The sequence below is a fragment of the Deltaproteobacteria bacterium HGW-Deltaproteobacteria-18 genome (genome assembly GCA_002841885.1).
Classification (GTDB): domain Bacteria; phylum Desulfobacterota; class Desulfovibrionia; order Desulfovibrionales; family Desulfomicrobiaceae; genus Desulfomicrobium.
The window spans coordinates 25,035-43,081 of the sequence record PHBE01000024.1 but is presented as its reverse complement, the minus strand read 5'-3'; the positions used below and the strand labels follow the sequence as shown (position 1 = coordinate 43,081).

The following is an 18,047-nucleotide window of genomic DNA, read 5'->3' as shown; positions in this document are numbered from 1 at the left end:
TCCGGCTGGCCGTTGCCGACGGCATGGATGGATACAAAGGGCACGGTTTCTGAATCTGCGACATCAGGATTGACACCCAACGTGAAATGTCCATCAAGGCTGATGGCCGTTGCAAGGCTGTAATTGCCCGTATCTTGCGGGCTTTCGACAATGCCCGAGCCCTCGCCAGCGCCTACGGGCGATTCGTCGAGGATCAACTCAGGCAGCTCGGAAGCATTCGCCGCAACAACTGGCGAATCATCGTCAACTATCATGTTCAGCCCGCCAACGACGGAATCTCCAGAGCCATCGGTCAGGGTGAAGGAAAAATTGTAGAGGATGTCGTCTTCCGTGCCGGACACGGAATGATCGAGGGGCTGATACAACTCGAATCTGTATGTTCCGGCGGCCAGATCCGTAACCTGCAGGCTGAACACATCCACTCTGACGGGTCCCTGGGACTCTGTTCTGTAATCGTATTCCCCGTTTGGATATTCAGTAATATAGAACGCGTTCAAGGTTGTTCCACCGTCCACGACTTCATACTGAAGCGCATTCCCACGGGATTCCACTCCCAGGGTCACAAGACCCGCCAGACTCCAAACGAACGGAGTCGTTGCGGAAGGTCCGTCTCCGCCGAAGTCATAATTGAGCCCCCCTTCGGCATACGCAAACTGAGCGGGATGATCCCCGTCGGCCCCGTCGTCGTTGCCGTCAAAAGGAGTCATGGTCAGCTCGCTGATACGGAGCCCGTCTTCGTCGGCGGCTCCAAAAGCCAGCCCTGCCGAAGGCAACGGATTGAGTTCGTCCGTGGCTTCAAGGGCCTCCACCGTGATGGCGGTGAAATCACGCGGATCCAAACCGCCCAGCTTGTCCACGCCATCAATGAGATTGCCCGCGTCGTCCCTGTACTCGCCAACACCGCCGCTTCCGGTGGCGCCGCCTTCAGGGCCTGCTGCGGGCTCCACGTCTCCCTCGCCAAGAGAGGCTAGAAATTCCTGCAAATTGAGGACCGTGCCGTCCGCCAAGATGATGTTCGGGACTTGGCCATCCGGTATATCACTGAACTCGATGACCACCTGCCCGCCATCTGCGAACTCGAAGACAACGTTGTTGTCAGACATTTTCGGCTCTGCCTGGTCAAAGGCGGAGTCAAGCACGATATCCTGTCCCGGGATCGCACTGACGATTACGGACTGCCCGGCTTCGGGAGCCCTGACTGACAGTTTGGTTCCTTGTGTTGTTTCAGCCATGATAACCTCCATTATGTTTCACACGCATTATATTCATTTTTGCTAGATAGTTTGGCCCATTTAAAAACCACCATCCCACCTCGCCATTTTTATAGTTTCACAAATTATGCGCTACAAAATTTTTATCAATACTCGCACATAAAATAAAAATACATTCTGTATGCTTTTATAATTTTTCTTATACTTCTAATGGGAATCTATGTTTGCAGGGTCAAGCATGAAAGAAAATTAAGTCAGGTATGATTTTTCCAGCGCTTTGAGGGGAACGACAATGGGCTGAAATATGTGGGACAAAATGTCATACGCAGGAAAAGTATGAGCGGCGGGGAGAAGACTGGAGCAGTTTTTCTCATACTTAAGGGTGAGAGGAAAAAACCGAATTTCCCTTGCAAGATGACGGGGCAGGACTTAGTTTCCGGCAACATATCAATATCATCGAGGCCAAGCACGCATGAATGATCCCAAGGTTGCCATCCCCATACCGGCTCCACAGGCCGCCGCCAAAACGCGGCCAGCAGTCACCGCCCAGCTCAACCCTTCACAGGTCTATTTTACCCCGCCGCTGGTAGGATGTTTGGCCGTGATATCCCGCCTGCAGGGCCGGCCCGTCAGTTCCACGGCCCTGGAAGCGGGCCTGCCGCGCACCCAGGAGGGCATGACGCCCTACGCGGTGATCCGCGCCGCAAGGCGTGAAGGGATAGACGCCCAGATCACGCACAAGCCCGTCATCGACAAAATCTCCCCCTTGAACCTGCCCTGCATCCTGCTCATGCAGGACGGATCGGCCTGCGTGCTGGTCAGCGTGGCGTCCGGCACGGCCCGCGTCATCATGCCCGAGACCCCCGACGCGCCCTTCGACACCCCTGTCGAGAAGCTCAAGGAGACCTACTCCGGGCACGCCGTCTTCGCCCGCCCTAAGGCCAGCCTGGACGGCAGGACCGAAGGCCTCAAGATCTTCAACACCAAAAAATGGTTCTGGGGCACCATTTTCCACTTTCTGCCCATTTACCGACATGTCATCCTGGCCACGATCTTCATCAATCTGCTGGCCATCGCCTCGCCGCTGTTCACCATGAACGTGTACGACCGGGTCGTGCCCAACAACGCCCTCGAGACCTTGTGGGTGCTGGCCGTGGGTGTCGGCATCGCCTTCTTCTTCGACTTCGCGCTCAGAAATCTGCGCGGCTATTTCGTGGACGTGGCCGGCCGCAACTCCGACATTCTGGTGGCCAGCAAGCTCATGAGCCACATTCTGTCCATCCGCCTCGACCACAAGCCCGAATCCACAGGGGCGCTCGTCAACAACATGCGCGAGTTCGATTCCCTGCGTGAGTTCTTCAGTTCCACCACGTTGCTCGCCCTGGTGGATCTGCCCTTTTTGATCCTGTTCATTACCATCATCTTCTACATTGGCGGCCCCGTCGCCGTTGTTCCGGCCGTGATCGCGCCAATAGTCATCCTGGTCGGCATCATCCTGCAGGGGCCCTTGAAACGCGCCATCGAAGGCGGCTACAAGGAGTCCACCCAGAAAAACGCGCTGCTGGTGGAGACCGTGAGCGGCCTTGAGACCATCAAGACCAGCCGGGCCGAAGGCTCCATGCTCGGTCGCTGGGAGAACATCGTCGGCATGGGCGCGAAATCGGCCATCCGCTCCAAGTCGCTCAGCACCTTTTCACTGAGCTTCACCCAGTTCGCTTCTCAAATCGTTTACTGCGGCGTCATCATCTGGGGCGTGTACCGCATCTCCGAAGGCCTGATGACCATGGGCGGACTCATCGCCTGCTCCATCCTTGTCGGCCGGGCCATGGCTCCGCTGGGCGCGGTGGCGGCCATGCTGACCCGCCTGCAGCAGAGCCGCATGGCTCTCAAGAATCTGGATCTCCTCATGCAGATCCCGAGCGAGCGCCCCGATGACGTCCAGCATCCCGAACATCAGGACCTGCGCGCCAGCATCACCTTCGAGGACGTCAGCTTCAAATACCCGAACGCCTTGACCAACGCCCTGTCCCACGTCGACCTGCACATCGCGCAGGGCGAACGCGTGGCGATCATCGGCAAGATGGGCTCGGGCAAGACCACGCTTGGCAAGCTCATCAATGGCCTCTACGAACCGCAAAAAGGGGCGGTGAAAATCGGGGGGCTCGACATCCGCCAGATCGACCCGGCCGAATTGCGGGCCAAAATCGGCTACATGGCCCAGGACAATTTCCTGTTCCATGGCACCGTGCGCGAAAACATCACTCTCGGTGCGCCCCACGTCAGCGACCAGGCGCTGCTGCGGGCCGCGACCATCGCCGGAGTCACGGACTTCATCAAAAACAACCCCGCCGGCTTCAACCTGCAGGTAGGGGAACGTGGGCTGGCCCTCTCCGGAGGACAGCGGCAGGCCATCACCATCGCCCGCACCCTGCTCCTGGACCCGGACATCGTCATCCTGGACGAACCCAGCAGCTCCATGGACGTGGGGGTGGAGGCCGTGCTCAAGCTTCGTCTCTCCTCGGCCCTGAAAGGCAAAACCCTCGTTCTCATCACTCACCGGCCGAGCCTGTTGTCCCTGGCCACACGGGTCATCGCCATCGAAGGCGGATCAATCATAGCCGACGGACCGCGCAACGAAGTTCTGGCCGAACTGCAAAAACGCGGCAACGGAGCCAAAAATGCGTAATCCCGTCTACTCCGAATCCGATCTCGAATACATGAGCGTGGTCGACGCGGCCATGTACCGCCGGGGCCACCGCTGGGCCTACGCGCTCTCCGCGACCATCTGCCTGCTCCTGGGCTCCCTGCTGGTCTGGACCCATTTCGCCATTCTGGACGAAGTCACGCGCGGCATGGGCCAAGTCATCCCGTCCCAGCGGGTACAGATCATCCAGAACCTGGAAGGCGGCATTCTTGAAGAAACCCTGGTGCGGGAAAACCAGCTCGTGGAGAAAGGCGACATCCTGGTCCGCATCAGCAACGAACTGGCGCAGAGCACCCTGAAGGACACGGCCAGCCAGGCCCTGGAGCATCAGGCCGCCATCGCCCGCCTCAAGGCCGAATCGTCGGGCACGGAGCCGGTTTTTTCCGAAGACCTTAAAACCAAGGCCTCCAAGGCGGTAAATGACCAGATGGCCATTTATCGGGCGCGCATGGACCAACTGAACCAGGAGATGAACATTCTGCGCAGCCAGTACACGCAGCGTCTGCAGGAAGCCCGCGAGATGACCATCCGGCGCAACCAGACAGCCCAGGACCTGAAGCTGGCCCAGGAGCAACGGAATATCGCCAAACCCCTCATGGAAAAAAACGTCTACCCGAGGGTCGACTACCTCTCCCTGGAGCGCGCCGTCAGTTCCCTGAGCGGTGATCTGCAGAGCCTGAGCGTGGCCATCCCGCGCACGCAGCAGGCGGCGCAGGAAATCAAGGATCGCCAGGCCCAACGCATGGCCGAGTTCAAGGCTACGGCCTTGCAGGAGATGAACCAGCATCAGGTTGAGCTGAACTCCAAGCTGCATGCCCTGTCCGCCGGACAGGACCGGGTCACGCGCACCGACGTGCGCAGCCCTGTGCGCGGCACCGTCAAGCAGGTCATCCTGAACACCGTGGGCGGCGTGGTCAAACCAGGCGAACCGATTCTTGAAATCATCCCCCTGGACGACACCCTGCTCATCGAAGCCAACATCAAGCCTGCCGACATCGCGTTTCTGCATCCGGGCCAAAAGGCCATGATCAAGATCACTGCCTACGACTTCTCCATCTACGGAGGGCTTGAAGGTTCCGTCGAGCAGATCAGCGGCGACACCATCGAAGACCAGAAGGGCGAGAGCTTTTACAAGGTCAAGCTGCGCACCCAGGCATCGGCCATCGTCTATCGTGGAGAAAAGCTCCCGATCATCCCGGGCATGACTGCCAGCGTGGACATTCTGACGGGCAAGAAGAGCGTGCTCGACTACCTTTTGAAACCCATTCTCAAGGCCAAGGAGAACGCCTTGAGGGAGCGTTGACCTGTTGAGATGGCACATCTCCACTTACCTTTTGCTGCTGGCGGCGGCCCTGTGCTTTCCCAGCGATTTTGCGGCAATGGGGACTGGAGACGCACCGATTCACAACCAGTCGGAGCAGACGGAGCAAAGACAGGAAAACGCGGATGCCGCAACGGGAGAACCCGCCCGGACGGAGCTGCGGCAGGAGATCGAGTCTCCTTTGCCGGACAGCCCGCTGAAAACACAAGAAGGTGCCCGGCCGAACACGAATCGGGAAATGGAAACCGCTGCGGTGGTCCCGCAGAAACAGACCGAGGACCCCGGAACGCTGACAGAGGAGCCCTTGAAGCAGGCTGCGGAGGCTACGGCGCAGGACCGGGAGTCAAACGTGCAGACGGTTGCCAAGGCAGAGCAGGATCGCAATCCGTCCACAACGACAGCGCCCCTGCCCATATGGCGCCAGGACACCCGGACGCCAGCCCCCACTCCTTCGGAGCCGGCTCCGGGCGCGCAGACAGATTCCGGCAACCAGCCGGTGCGGCTTTTTCAGAGCGCGGCCTTTCGCGGCAATTTCAATGCCCTGCCCAAATGGAAGCGGGTTCTTTCCAAAGTCAAGGGACAGATCCAGACGCTGAACAGCTGCACCTCGGCCAAGGCCTGCCCGCCCGGTGCAACCAGTTGGCAGCGCATCATCAAGCAGGCCAGGGGCAAAGAACGCATGGAACAGCTGCGGATGATCAATGCCTTTTTCAACAAATGGCCCTATCGCCTGGACCAGGACGCCTACGGAGTCTCGGACTGGTGGGCCACGCCGCAGGAATTCCTCAAGATATCCGGAGATTGCGAGGACTACGCCATCATCAAATACTTTGCCCTGCGGGAGTTGGGCTTTTCGCAGGACGAGTTGCGCATCGTCGTCCTCAAGGATCGCATAAGGGGCATCGGGCACGCTGTTCTGGCAGTATTCACGCACGGGGATGCCTACATCCTGAACAACATCTCCGACGCAATTTTCACGCACGGCAAATACAGACATTACCTCCCGCAATACTCCTTGAACGAGGAGCATCGGTGGTCACACATCCCTGTAGCGAACTAAACTTAACGGAGAGGGGAATATGACAGCATCAAGCAGCAAAGCAGCTCTACCCGCCATGGGCAGGAACAGGTCGGAGCTGGTCATGGGGGTGGCCATCATCTCCCTGATCATCGTGGCTCTTTTGGCGTGGGTAGGCTGGAGCGTCCGTGCCAAGCAGGGAGAACTGCAAGACCAGATCAGCAGTCGGCTCGAATTGCTGGGCACCAGCCGCACCGAAGTCCTCTCGGCGTGGCTTTCGGGCCTGGTCGAGCAGACCGACAAGCTCATTTCCTCGGACCTGTTTCGGCTTTATGCCACGGACATGGACCTAATCGACGCTGATCCCAGCTTTCTCATCACGGGCATCATCCCCGAAGGGGAGGCCTATAATCAGATGGCCCAGCTGACCGACCAATTTCCCCTCATGCACCAGACTTTCGCCGATTTCACCGTCTTTGCGGGCTTTCTGTCAGGGCGTATCGTACACCGCAGCGGGCAGTCCTACATCGGCTCCGACTCGCGGGTGACCCCGCTCTCCCCGAGTCAGACTGCCCTGATCAAAAAGACCTTCGCCTATCCCATGGCCCACTTCTCGCCTCTGCGTCAGACAGAAAACGGCCTGGTCATCGACATGTGCGTGCCGATCTACTCCACGGCCGAGGAAAATGGTGAGAAAAAGGCCGTGGCCGTGGCCATGCTGACCAAGAGCGCGGGCATGACCATCACCTCCCTGCTCTCCAACACCCCACTCTCGACCAGGGGAGAGAGAACCCGGATCATGCAGATGACCGAGGCCGGATTTCAGGAGATCGTGCCCTGGACCCCTGGCGGGATCGCCCCCATCCAGACGCCGCCGGAACTGGATTCGGGGCAGCGGCTCGGCTTTGCCAAACGCAACAGCCTGGGCGGCCAGACACCCGTATTTTCGCTTGGCGTGAAGCTTCCCGATCTTGACCTGTGGATCGTCCAGGAAGTGGATACCCAGAGCGCAACCGCAGGCTTGCAGGAATACACCCGAATTTCCCTGCTCATCGCGGGCCTCATCGCCATGGTCACAAGCCTCCTCTTCGGCGCCATCTGGTGGCGCACCATCGGCCAGAGCCACAAGCGCATCGCCGGCAAGTTTCAGACCCTGGCCCAGGAACTCGAGCAACAACGCAACTTCCTGGATTCCATCAACGACTCGATCCCGGATTTCATCGCCGTCAAGAACCTGAGCGGCAACTACACCTACGCCAACCCGGCTTTGGCCGAGAGCGTGGGACGACCGGAAGACGAGGTCCTCGGCCTGGACGATATTGCCCTGTTCGGCTTCGACACCGGCAAACGCCTGGAACAGTCCGACGCCAAGACCTTGCAGACCGGAACGCCCGTGACCGTCACCGAACGCATCTTCCTCAAGTCGCGGGAACACCATTTCCAGATCACAAAGGTCACCTTGAAGGGTGATCAGAACACCCCGCAGGGCATCGTCTCCGTGTTCCGGGACATCACCGCCATGGTGCAGGCCGAGGACCGCAAGCGTCAGGCCATCTCCCAGACCGTGGAAGCGCTGGTCAAGGCCATCGAGTTCACGGACCCCTATCTGGCCGGACATTCCCTGCTGATGCGCGATGTTTCCTCCCTGCTGGCGGACAGTCTGAGTCTTTCCTCCGAGGACAAATCCACGATTGAGATCGCCTCCAACCTGTCCCAGATCGGCAAGATCTTCATCGACAAGGCGATTCTGACCAAGGTCGAGCAACTCACTGAACAGGAAAAAGAGCTGGTTCAGAGGCACGTCGACCATGCGGCGGACATTCTGCGCCAGATAGACTTCGAGCTTCCCGTATTCGAGGCGGTCTATCAAATGAACGAACGTCTCGACGGCAGCGGCTACCCCCAGGGCCTGCACGGCGAGGAGATCAGCCTCCTGGCCAGGGTCCTGAGCGTAACCAACAGTTTCTGCGCCATGATCCGCCCCCGGGCCTACAGGCCGGCCATGAGCACCGTGCAGGCTCTCGAAACCCTACGCTCGGCAGCACACAGTTACGATCGGCACGTCGTCGAGGCCCTTGCCGCCGCCATTGAGACCTCACGCGGTAACAGGCTGTTGGAAAAATCGGGCGAATAGCTCCCTGCCGGAAAAGACAAAGGCCCATGCGCTTCAAACGCATGGGCCTTTTTTGTGTGAATTTTGACGAAGTGTTCGCTGCTTATAAATCAGGCGTGGAGCTGATTGATCGTACGGGCCAGCTGGTTGCCCAGAGACGTCTTGCGGGTAACTTCCTGCTCCACGGAGGCGATGCCCTTGATGACCGTGGAATGCTTGCGGTTGAAGCGCCGGCCGATATCCATCAGGGACAGGTCCGTGTGCTTGCGGGCAAGGTAGAAGGCTGTATTGCGGGCAATGACACGGTCGCGCTTGCGGCTCTTGGAGCGCAGATCGTCAAAGCCGAACCCATAGGCCTGGCAGACGAAGCTGATGATCTTGTCGAGATCGATGGAGGCGCTGTCGAGGTTGTAGTTCTGCAGGATCTCCCAGGCCAGGTCCATGGTGATATCCATGTTCAGAAGCTTGGCCTTCAGGATGATATTTTTCAGGCAACTCTCAAGCTGGCGGACATCGGTCTTGATCCTGTCGGCCAGAAGCTCGGCCACGCTGCCCGGCATGCTGACCTGCGAAGCCTGCGACTTGGCCTGAATGATGCCCATGCGGGTCTGGTAGTCGGGCTTGTCGATGACGGCCATGAACCCCTGCGCGAACCGGGAGAGCAGGTTGGCGTCGATGTCGGACAGCTCGCGGGGCAAAAATGTGCTGGTCATTACCACCCGGCGTCCCTGGTTCTGGAGGGATTTCAAGGTGTTCAGAAGCTCATCCTGCATTTTCTCCTTGCCCTGAAAAAAATGCACGTCTTCGAGCAGGAGCAGGTCCACGTTGGACCTGAAACGGGCCTTGAACTGCTCCACGGCCTTGGCTTTGATGGCCATGACCAGCTGCGAGGAAAACTCCTCGCCGCTCAGATAGCAGACCCGAAGATGCTGCCTGTTGGTCTGCCGGGCGATCTCGCTGCCGATGGCCTGGGCCAGGTGGGTCTTGCCCAGACCCGGCGCGGAGCACAGAAAAAGCTGATCCGAGCCTTGCGCGTCCTGGCAGAAGCTGCGGGATGCGACATATGCCAGATTGTTGCAAGGGCCGACAATGAAATCATCGAACTGATGCCGCCAATTCTGCACGGTCTGCGTAGGCAGCGCGTGAGCCATGGGCAGGCCCATTTGGCGCGAGACGATCTTTTTGGCTGGTCCGGCCTTTACACGCACGGGTGCGGGCGCATCGGCCTGGACGGCGCAGACTTCGATGCTCGGCGCAAAACCCAGAGTCTCGGCGGCCGCAACCCTGATCTTGTCCAGCATACGGTCCCGGACCCATGTACTCACAAAGGAGTTGGGCGCGCAGAGGACCAGGGTGTCGTTATCAAGACATCCTTGCAGGGGTTTGATCCAGAGCTGGTAATGGCCCGGAGTGAGGTTCTTTTCAAGGGAAAGAGAAATGTGATGCCATGCGTCAATCATGGGAAAGGTTCCTAGCCAAGCGACAGCCCTGCGACAACTCCGGTATAACCAGCCAGTCCCAACTTGGCCCAACTCTTTCTATACAGGATAAAATGCTAGAATAATTCGACTTCCTCGTTATGCATTGCTTTTGTGGCTCTGACGCGAAGCTGTCATTGTCCCGAAAGACCGGGCCTCCCGCGTTGTCAACACTTAATTATAAACATATGATGAAAACTTATTCACATCCCCTATAAAATTATCTACGATTTTCTGCTATTTTCTTCGTTTTTTGTTTTCTGACATTAAAGTCTTGGAAGTTCCGATGCTTCCGACGTCTACAGAGAACTATGAAATATACTATCCTTAAATATTAGTATAAAATCTTAATTACACGACAATGCCATTTTATCCCCGTCTCCTAAAATATCTCGATCCGGAAAAAAAAGATGACGCGAACGCTCCGAATTTCCTGCAACAGAAAGGTAAAATGGGGATTAGCTGTTCCTAGACCTCGTTTCCATGGCACCACACGAATCTTCCAGGCACTTCCTCACATCCCAAAACAAAAAAAGGGCACGTTTCTTGAACATGCCCTTAAGTTATCTCAAGCAGTGTAAAATTTCAGAACAGGCGGGCGGCGGCACCCTCGGATTCAAATTCCGCAAGGGCATCGGCAAAACGATCCTTAAGATCGTCGAAAAGCAGGGGGATACGCTGTTGAAACGCTCCCATGAGCGGAAGCATGACCTGACGCATCTGCGGATGAGAGGCCTTGTCACAGCGCAGCTTGAATATGTGCCGCCACTCCCGGATGTTGGCCGTGGTCACGATCTCGGTCTTGAGGCTGTTGGGCAGGACGCTCCTGGCCTCCTGGGCCGTGGCTCCGGCGTCGACAAGGCGCAGATAGGCATCCTCGCAAGCCTGCATGGCGGACAGCCACAAAGCGTAACGAACGTCGTCCTCGGGCCAGAAAAACGGGCGGATGACCGTGATCTCGCTGCCGAACTTGTCCTGGGCGTAGTTGGCGTAGCGGGTGCTTTCCTGCGAAAAGGCGCACAGGCGGTGGCGGACCAGTTCGTGGGTTACTCCACGGTCGCAGACAATGCGCACCGTCACGCTGATGTGCTCCAGAACACTGTCATGACCGAGGCGCACGATACGGGAGAGAAGCTTGCGGGCCGAATCCGGACTGGCCTTGTCCTCGGACTTGTAACAGGTCCGCGCGGCCAGTTCGAGGTGACTCAGAACAAACTCGCCGTCGGGCAGGTGCATGAATGAAAAACTCGGATCGATGACTTTCATGGCTCCTCTCTGGGCTTAGGTGAAGACAGGTCGAAAAAAGATGCCGGACAGGACGGGCGGCGGGGGCGTTTCCCCTGCCGCCGCAAAAACGCATCCCGGACTATTGACCGCGCAGCTTGAGCCCGCCGTCGAGGTGCTGATAGGCCTTGGGTGTGACCACCCGTCCTCGGGGGGTACGCTTCAGGAAACCGCACTGAATCAGATACGGCTCGTAGATGTCCTCGATGGTCCTGACCTCTTCGGAACACGCCGCCGCGATGGTTTTCACGCCCACGGGGCCGCCGCCGAAATGATCGATGATGCACTCGAGGATCTTGCGATCCATCATGTCCAGACCCCGCGAATCAACATCCATGATATCAAGGCCCTTGGCGGCCACTTCCGCGTCGATGAGCACGTTCCCGGCCACCTGGGCGTAATCGGCCACTCGGCGCAGCAAACGATTGGCGATGCGCGGCGTGCCTCTTGAGCGTTTGCCGATTTCAAGCGCTCCGTCAGGGCTGATCTCAAGCCCGAGGATGCGCGCGGCGCGCGTCACGATCAGCGACAGCTCTTGCGGATTGTAAAATTCCAGCCGGCAAATGACCCCGAACCGGTCACGCAGGGGTGAAGTCAAAAGCCCGATGCGAGTAGTGGCCCCGACCAGGGTGAACGGCTCAAGCTCGATCTTGACCGTGCGCGCCCCAGGGCCCTGGCCGACGATGAGGTCGAGCTTGAAATCCTCCATGCCGGGGTAGAGTATTTCCTCGACCACGGCCGGCATGCGGTGGATTTCATCAATGAAAAGCAGGTCGTGCCGGTTCAGGCTGGTCAGGATGGCGGCCAGGTCGCCGCTGCGCTCCAGCACCGGACCGGAGGTGGAGACCATGTTCACGCCCAGTTCGCTGGCCATGATCTGGGCCAGGGTGGTCTTGCCAAGGCCCGGATTGCCATAGAGCAGGCAGTGATCCAGATGCTGGCCACGCTCCTTGGCCGCCTGCAGATAAATCTTCAGGTTGCCGCGTACATCCTCCTGGCCGATGAAATCGTCCAGGGTGCGGGGCCGGATATGCTCTTCGCTGGGATTTTGTATCATGCTACTTGGCGGCAAAAATCTTCAAGGCCTGCCGGATGGCGCTGCCCGCATCCAGATCGGGCTCATTCTCGAACACAGTCTTGACCACGTCGTCCACTTCATGCCGCCCATAGCCCAGCGAGACCAGGGCCGCCGCGCAGTCCGAAGCGGCCGAGACCACTGGTGCGACACGGCTTGAAGCCAGGGACGGCTGGGCCACGAGCTTGTCCTTCAGATCAAGGAGCAGGCGTTTGGCCGTCTTGGCACCGATGCCGGGCACACGGGTCAGAGACGCCACATCCTCCCGGGCGATGCAGGCCGCCAGCTCCGCAGGGCCATAACAGCCAAGCATGGCCAGAGCCGTCCGGGGCCCGAGCTTGGGCGCGGCGAGGAGGGTCACAAAGGCCTGCCGCTCCTCCCAGGTGGTGAATCCATAGAGAACGAGCGCATCCTCGCGGACCAGGGTGTGGATGAAAAGCCGCGCCACCTCGGCCCCAGGGCCCAGAGTGGACACCCCCTGCGTGGTCAGATGGACCTGATAGCCCACGCCCCCTGCAGTAAGCAGGACGCAGGACTCTTCATCGCGACGCAGGATCGTTCCTTCAAGGTAGGCTATCATGTGTGGGAGCTATAGACGAGTTGCCCCGTCTTGACCAGTGGCCTGACCGGCATTGACGGCGGCCATGAACCGAAAATGGTTCAAGTGACAGATGGCCAGGGCCAGGGCGTCTCCCGCATCTTCGGCCCAGTCCGGCCGAACGCCCAGGAGCTGACCGACCATGAAGGAAACCTGACTTTTTTCCGCCCGCCCCGCGCCGACCAGAGACTTCTTGACCAGGGTGGGCTCGTATCCGAAGACCTCCACCCCATGCACGCCGCAAGCGGCCAGCACCGCGCCCCGGGCCTGGCCAAGCTTCAGGGCCGAGGCGGAGTTGCGGGCGAAGAAGACATTCTCCACGGCCACGGCACTGGGAGTGTGGACGCCCAGCAACTCAGTGATGCGCGTGTACATGAGGCCAAGGCGCGTGCTCATGGCCTCTTCGGAGGGACGCACCACGCCCGCCTCCACCAGGGACAAAACCCCGGACCGCTCCCGCACAAGGCCGTAGCCCATGCAGCGGGACCCGGGGTCCACGCCCAGGATGATGCGCTCGGCTGCCATGCGGCCGGGCTACATCTCAGCCAGGAGTTCTGCCGGCAGCTCGAAATTGGCGTACACGTTCTGGACGTCATCGTTGTCGTCCAGGGCGTCATAGAGCTTCATGACCTTGCGGCCGGTCTCGACATCCACTGCCACGGTGTTCTGCGGGATGCGATTGAGTTCGGCGCTCATGATCTCGATGCCTGCGGCCTCGAAAGCGCTTCTGGCGTTGTGAAAGTCTTCGGCCGCGCAGAGCACCTGCCAGGAGTCGTCGTCATCGAGCACATCCTCGACGCCGCCTTCGAGCCCGGCTTCCAGAAGCTGGTCTTCGGTGTACTTTTCCTTGTCGAAGGCGAACACGCCCTTGGTGTCGAACATCCAGGCCACGCAACCGGCCGCGCCCATGGAGCCGCCGCCCTTGCTCAAGATGTGGCGCACTTCGGCCACGGTGCGGTTCTTGTTGTCCGTGACCGCCTCGATGAGGATGGCCACGCCGCCCGGGGCGTATCCTTCGTACATGATCTCTTCCAGCGCCTCGGAAGCCAGTTCGCCCGTGCCCTTCTTGATGGCCGTCTCGATCTTGTCCTTGGGCAGGTTCACGGCCTTGGCGGCATCAATGGCCGCGCGCAGGCGGGCGTTCATGTCCGGATCGCCGCCGCCCTTGGCCGCCAGAATGATCTCCTTGGTGACCTTGGTAAACATCTTGCCGCGTTTGAGATCCTGCCGTCCCTTGCGGTGCTGGATATTCTTCCATTTACTATGTCCTGCCATACAATCCTCCGAAAAAAGTTATGCGGGCGGGGCCTCGCTGGCCGCGGGAACAAAACCCATACCCAGGATGAATATTTCCTTGCTCTCCGCCCGGCTGCTTTTGGGCTTGAACATGCCGACCTTGGCGAAACGGACTTTAAGAGACTGCACAAAAGGCTGCACGTCCGGTCCTTCAAAAACCTTGGCGATGAAGGTGCCTCCGGAAACCAGCCACTCCTCGGCTACGCCGAAGGCCGCTTCCACCAACTGGATGGAGCGGGCCTGATCGGTGAATTTGGAGCCCGTCGTCTTGGGGGCCATGTCGCTCATGACTACGTCGAAAGGGGCAAGCGCCTGCAGATGCCCAAGGAATAGAGGAGTGCGGGCAAAGATGTCTTCCTGCAGGAAGGTCACCTGTTCCGGAAAGCGGGTGTCAGGCATGTTCAGGTCGATGCCCAGCACCCGTCCTCCCGCGCCGACACGTTCGGCGGCGTAGAGAGTCCAGGAACCGGGGCAGGCTCCGAGATCAAGCACTTTCTGGCCTTGGCGCAAGAGCTTGTTCGCCTTGTCCATTTCCTGAAGCTTGTATACGGAGCGGGCAGGATAATTGTCCTGCTTGGCCTTTTTGAAATAGTAATCGCGGTATTGTTTCATGCTTTTATGACCGGGGCAGCATCCCGACCACCCAAGCGAGCGCCTTCATGCCAGCCAGACCCATACGTGTAAAGTTGAAAAACGAACTGGGGATTTCTACATCGCTCCCCGCAGGAGAGCAATATCTTCATCTCCACAGCGGAGGCGAGGATCTGCTCATCACCTGCCCTGGCCCCGAACCGGAACTCTGCGCACGGCACGCCAGCAAAGCGGCCCGCATCTTTCTGCTGCGCGTGCCGGAAATCGACGGGCAGATGCCAAACTCCTGGAATGCGGCCATGCCTTCAACATGGGAAAACGTCAGCCTCGCACAGGCGCTCGGTCTTCTGCCCGGCGTGAGCGTGCTCCACTATTCCCCGGCTACCCGTCTCTTTCCATCCATTTTCGCCCCCCTGTTGGCCAGACTCCGCCCGATCCAGAGGGGCGGTTCGGTCAAAAGCCTGTGGCTGCCCGGGCCACAAAACGCCCTCGTCATCCCGGAACTGGCCGATGCGGCGCAAAACCTGGGCCTGGATGCCCGGCGTCTGCCCGCAAACCTCTCGCCGCAGGATCTGGGCAGGATGTTGAACAAGGAGCGGCCAAGCCTCTTGCTGAGCGTCAATTTCCACGGTCTGGACCCGTATGGCGAAAACCAAGCCCGGCTGCAGGCGGCCGGAGTTCCCGTGGCCGTCTGGTGCGTGGACAACCCCCTGCATCTGCTCACAGGCCAGAAAAACCACCTCTGGAAACAACAGCCCACCTTTGTCACCGACGACTGGTTCGTGGAGCCCCTGCGCGCCCTCGGAGCCGCCGCCATGCACCTGCCCCTGGCCGCAAGCAGGCGTTTCTTCGCTCCCGGCGACCCCTGTCCGGCCGGAGACGATCTGACCTTTGTCGGCCGCTCGGCCTTCCCGGACCGGGACCGCTTCTTCGCGGCCTGCCGCATTCCGCAGGAGCTGGCCAACGAGGCCGGGAGATTGCCCGGCCGGGAGGCCCATTTTGGCTGGTGGAGCAAACGGCTTCCCGATCATGCGCTCTGGCCGGGAAACGAGGTCCGGCTTATCGGCCTGGGCGCGGAGACAGCCTCGGCGGCCTGGCGGCAGAGCTGCCTTTCCTCGCTGGCCAGACAGACCAGGCTGACCGTGGTCGGCGACGATGCCTGGCACAACCTGCTGCCGGACACAAGGCTCCTGCCCCCCGTGGATTATTATGCGGGACTGGCTGAAATTTACCGCCAGGCCTCCTTTTCCCTGAACCTGACCAGCCTGCTCCTGCCCCACGGCCTGACCCAGCGCCACTTCGACGTCTGGGCCTGCGGCGGCTTCCTGCTCACGGACGATACGCCAGGCATGAAAATTTTCCCCCGGGAACTGGCCCAGGCCGTGACCTTCTCCTCGCCGCAAAAGGCAACGGAACTCCTGCGCGGCCTGGCCGCCGATCCCGAACGCAAGGAAGAACTGCGCCGCGCCTGGCAATCGCTCATCCTGACGGAACACTCCTACGTCTCCCGCCTGCGCACCATCATCCAGAGAGTTGCCCAAACCTAGGAAACCGGGCCTGCCATCCTACGCAAAAACGCCTCGAAAACCAAAAAAAAGCCCTCCACCCACGGAGAGCTTGCCGGCAAAGAAGCGTGGAAGCAATCAGCGCTCGTTCATGGTGCAGACACGGTTTCTGCCTCGTCCCTTGGCCCTGTACATGGCCTTGTCCGCCTCGTCGAGGAGCCTGGCCCCTGCCTGGTCAGCCCACTCTCTTTTCAGTTCGGCCACGCCAAGGGACACGGTGATCTTGATTCCCTTCTGCAGCACCTGGCCGTTGTGGTCGCGGATGATGAAATTGTAGTCCTCGATGATGCTACGCAAATTTTCCGCGTCTTCCGCCGCCTCGCCAAGCCCGACTCCGGGCAGGGCGACCACGAACTCCTCTCCCCCGAAGCGGGCGGGAAAAAAGCTGCGGTTCGGGACGGTGCCGTATTTCTGCGCGTAACCCGTCAGCTTGCTGGCTACGGTGACCAGCGCCTGATCCCCGATGCGGTGGCCGTAGGAGTCGTTGAAGTCCTTGAAATTATCGATGTCGAGAAAAATGAGACTCATGGGATTGCCCGTGACCATGTATTCGACCAGGGTTGTCTGGTAATAGCGGTCGAAGGCGCGGCGGTTGCTGAGCTTGGTCAGGGAGTCCGTGTAACTCATCTCGACCAGGTCGCGGGTGTCCTGTTCCATGTGCGTGAGTACCTTCTCGAAGGCCGCCTTGATACCAAGGACAATGTCTTCCAGGGCGTTCTGTTCCGTCACGGTATGGATGGTCGTCTCCCGCAGATCGCGAACCTCCTTGGTCCGCATAAGGTTCTGGGAGCGCACATGTTCGATGAGGACCACGGTCTCGCGAAAAGTCTCCTCCAGCTTTTTGTTCCAAGGCTGGTAGAGGATCTGTTCCTTTCTACGCACGACATCCTTGAATTTGGCCTCGGAAAAATCCCCGTCCCGCACGATGTTCATGACCAGGGTCTGCATCTGGCGTTTCTGGTCGGCCGAAAGGAAATCGTATTCCGAAATGGAGCGCATGTAGAGGATGAGCGCGCCCCACTTGGAATTGGAAGGCACTCCCGCTTTGATGAGAGAATTTACGACATCGTGCGAACAAAAGAAATTTTCGTGCTGCATGCTCATGACTCGATCCGTTTTTGTTGACTGCTAGCTCTTTTCCCCGAAAGAGCGTCCGATCTCGAACGCCTGGCCCACATACTCGCCCACGGTGTGATAGGCTCTGGTCACGGGGGTGAATATGAGCGGCCTGACCTTGGCTGCGTCAGGATAGCCCTTCTCGTCGAGGACATCCTCTTCCGCCTTGACATCGACGATCTCTCCAATGAACTGGATGTGCATGCCAAGCTCCACGGTGCGCAGCAAGGTACACTCCAGCACCAGAGGAAACTCTCCCACATAGGGAGCATCGACGACTTCCGAGCGCACCGGAGTCAGCCCCGTGGCTGCGAACTTGTCCACGTCCTTTCCGGATGCGATGCCGAAATAATCGGCCTGAGCCGCGAACGCGACCGAAGGCACGCTGATCGTGAACGCACGACGTGCGATAATGGATGCGTAGCTGTGGCGATCTTCACGCAAGGAGACTGTGATACAAGGCGGCTTGGAACAGCATATTCCGCCCCAGGCAGCAGCCATGGCGTTGGCATTGCCATCTTCATCATAGGACCCGACAATCCACAATGGCGCAGGCTGGGCCAGCGTCTTCGCACCAAGAGAAATTTTCATCACCGTCTCCGCAATACAACAGTATTCATCTTGCATTTTTCCTGCCACTTGTCAGGCATTCTCATATAGTTATAAGAAGCATCCCG

The 18,047-nt window shown here is 59.2% G+C and carries 15 protein-coding genes; 5 read left to right on the top strand and 10 right to left on the bottom strand.

All coding sequences use genetic code 11. The features are described from left to right. On the bottom strand, positions 1-1,232 hold a 1,232-nt coding region (locus CVU60_17155; protein PKN40201.1), incomplete at its 3' end, for a hypothetical protein. A 451-nt stretch (positions 1,233-1,683) separates the two neighbouring features. Between CVU60_17155 and CVU60_17150 the strand changes: the two genes are divergently transcribed. The 4 genes from CVU60_17150 to CVU60_17135 are packed head-to-tail and all read left to right on the top strand — an operon-like array spanning position 1,684 to position 8,388. After that, positions 1,684-3,897, top strand: a complete 2,214-nt coding sequence (locus tag CVU60_17150; GenBank protein PKN40200.1) for a type I secretion system permease/ATPase — start codon at positions 1,684-1,686, stop codon at positions 3,895-3,897. Further along, positions 3,890-5,218, top strand: a complete 1,329-nt coding sequence (locus tag CVU60_17145) for an HlyD family type I secretion periplasmic adaptor subunit (GenBank protein ID PKN40199.1) — start codon at positions 3,890-3,892, stop codon at positions 5,216-5,218. Before CVU60_17150 ends, CVU60_17145 begins: the two co-directional genes overlap by 8 nt. Before the next feature lie 4 nt (positions 5,219-5,222). After that, positions 5,223-6,296 (top strand): hypothetical protein, encoded by a 1,074-nt coding sequence (locus tag CVU60_17140; GenBank protein PKN40198.1) that lies wholly within the window; start codon positions 5,223-5,225, stop codon positions 6,294-6,296. 19 nt (positions 6,297-6,315) lie between these two features. Next, on the top strand, positions 6,316-8,388 hold the full coding sequence (locus CVU60_17135; protein PKN40197.1) for a histidine kinase: 2,073 nt from the start codon (positions 6,316-6,318) through the stop codon (positions 8,386-8,388). Between the two features lie 89 nt (positions 8,389-8,477). Here the strand turns inward: CVU60_17135 and dnaA are convergent, their stop codons facing one another. From dnaA to CVU60_17100, 7 genes are all read right to left on the bottom strand, one after another. Continuing rightward, positions 8,478-9,827, bottom strand: coding sequence for a chromosomal replication initiator protein DnaA (gene dnaA / locus CVU60_17130; GenBank protein PKN40196.1), 1,350 nt, complete (start codon positions 9,825-9,827; stop codon positions 8,478-8,480). 603 nt (positions 9,828-10,430) lie between these two features. After that, positions 10,431-11,111, bottom strand: a complete 681-nt coding sequence (gene thyX / locus CVU60_17125) for a thymidylate synthase (FAD) (GenBank protein PKN40195.1) — start codon at positions 11,109-11,111, stop codon at positions 10,431-10,433. Between the two features lie 100 nt (positions 11,112-11,211). Then, a complete protein-coding gene (locus tag CVU60_17120; GenBank protein PKN40194.1) occupies positions 11,212-12,186 on the bottom strand; it encodes a Holliday junction branch migration DNA helicase RuvB in 975 nt (324 codons plus the stop codon). Position 12,187: 1 nt separating this feature from the next. Next, positions 12,188-12,784, bottom strand: coding sequence for a Holliday junction branch migration protein RuvA (locus CVU60_17115; GenBank protein PKN40193.1), 597 nt, complete (start codon positions 12,782-12,784; stop codon positions 12,188-12,190). Positions 12,785-12,793: 9 nt separating this feature from the next. Further along, on the bottom strand, positions 12,794-13,327 hold the full coding sequence (locus CVU60_17110) for a crossover junction endodeoxyribonuclease RuvC (protein ID PKN40192.1): 534 nt from the start codon (positions 13,325-13,327) through the stop codon (positions 12,794-12,796). Positions 13,328-13,336: 9 nt separating this feature from the next. Continuing rightward, a complete protein-coding gene (locus CVU60_17105; protein PKN40191.1) occupies positions 13,337-14,077 on the bottom strand; it encodes a YebC/PmpR family DNA-binding transcriptional regulator in 741 nt (246 codons plus the stop codon). 18 nt (positions 14,078-14,095) lie between these two features. Continuing rightward, entirely contained in the window at positions 14,096-14,710 is a 615-nt protein-coding gene (locus CVU60_17100) for a 50S rRNA methyltransferase (protein ID PKN40190.1), read from the bottom strand. Positions 14,711-14,757: 47 nt separating this feature from the next. Between CVU60_17100 and CVU60_17095 the strand changes: the two genes are divergently transcribed. Beyond that, positions 14,758-16,236: a glycosyl transferase family 1 gene (locus tag CVU60_17095; GenBank protein ID PKN40189.1), complete on the top strand. Its 1,479-nt coding sequence runs from the start codon at positions 14,758-14,760 to the stop codon at positions 16,234-16,236. A gap of 96 nt (positions 16,237-16,332) precedes the next feature. On the opposite strand, the gene CVU60_17090 is transcribed toward CVU60_17095, so the two are convergent. After that, positions 16,333-17,358, bottom strand: a complete 1,026-nt coding sequence (locus CVU60_17090; GenBank protein ID PKN40188.1) for a GGDEF domain-containing protein — start codon at positions 17,356-17,358, stop codon at positions 16,333-16,335. Between the two features lie 24 nt (positions 17,359-17,382). Continuing rightward, positions 17,383-17,961 carry a flavoredoxin gene (locus CVU60_17085; GenBank protein ID PKN40187.1) on the bottom strand — a complete coding sequence of 193 codons (579 nt, stop codon included), beginning with the start codon at positions 17,959-17,961 and terminating at the stop codon, positions 17,383-17,385. Positions 17,962-18,047 lie beyond the last annotated feature (86 nt).